General features: G+C 55.0%; 2 protein-coding genes. Both read right to left on the bottom strand.

The features are described 5' to 3' along the window. On the bottom strand, positions 1-354 hold a 354-nt coding region (locus tag INT21_RS14395; RefSeq protein WP_446719052.1), incomplete at its 3' end, for a helix-turn-helix domain-containing protein. Between the two features lie 50 nt (positions 355-404). Continuing rightward, a complete protein-coding gene (locus INT21_RS14400; RefSeq protein WP_193085376.1) occupies positions 405-914 on the bottom strand; it encodes a transposase in 510 nt (169 codons plus the stop codon). Positions 915-989: the final 75 nt, after the last annotated feature.

Here is a 989-nt window from a genome sequence, read left to right on the forward strand (position 1 = left end):
CGTAAAACTGGTCGGCGCGGGCACTGGACGGCGTGGTTTCATACGGCCACGAGGGTGCTGCTGGTGATGCTTTTTCAAAACCCGGTAAAACGACGATTCGGAGGCCAGATAGACGCCGTTGTCTGCCAGCAAAGGCACGATTTGAGACGGCGGCAAGCTCTGGTAATCGGGACGATGACAAGTGTTCAAAATGGCTTGCTCTTCCTCATGCGTTAGCTGATGCGGCTGCCTGCCTTGCACCACGTGATGACGCTGATCCTCAACAACAGCGCCACACTCAGATCGCCAACGTTTCAGTGTGCGTTCATTCACGTTGATAATCTCAGCGGCTTTATAACGAGACGCGCCATCCACAACCGCTTCGTCAAATAGCGCGATGAGCCTTGCACGTTCGTCGAGCGGCGTTAGTCGTCCTCGCCGCTGTCGTGATCTTCGCTGTACAAGGCTTCGAGCTTTTTTGAGAGCACCAGTAACGACGTCGTCTCAGCCACTACCTTGTCTTTGCGCCGCACTTCCGCTTTGAGTTGCTTGATGGTCTTACGGTCTTCTTTACGCTGCTTTTGCGCCGCTTTTTCCTGGTCTTCTTGCCGACCAGCGCCTTCGAGGCAAGCCGCTTTCCACTGCTGAATTTGCTCGGGATAAAGGCCTTTTTCGCGACAGTAAGCGCCAAGCTCTGCCTCTGACAGGGTGGCGGTTTCGATGACCACGGCTAGCTTGGCGTCGGGCGACCATTCACTGTCGCCTGGGGTGTAACCCGGCACAGGCACTCCTTTTACTCGACACTGTTTTAACCAACTATACAGCGTCGCGTCAGAGATGCCTTCCTCTGTCGCTACCGATGCCACACTGTGATTATGGGGTGGTAACAACTTCTTCAGGACGGCTGATTTACGCTCTGCGGAATAACGTGGCACAAGGACTCCATGCCGCTCCCTCTGGATTAGATTTAGGCGATATCGCCAACCGGACAACTAGGCTGACAGAGGGGG

It is taken from the genome of Halomonas sp. 3F2F (genome assembly GCF_014897805.1).
Classification (GTDB): Bacteria; Pseudomonadota; Gammaproteobacteria; order Pseudomonadales; family Halomonadaceae; genus Vreelandella.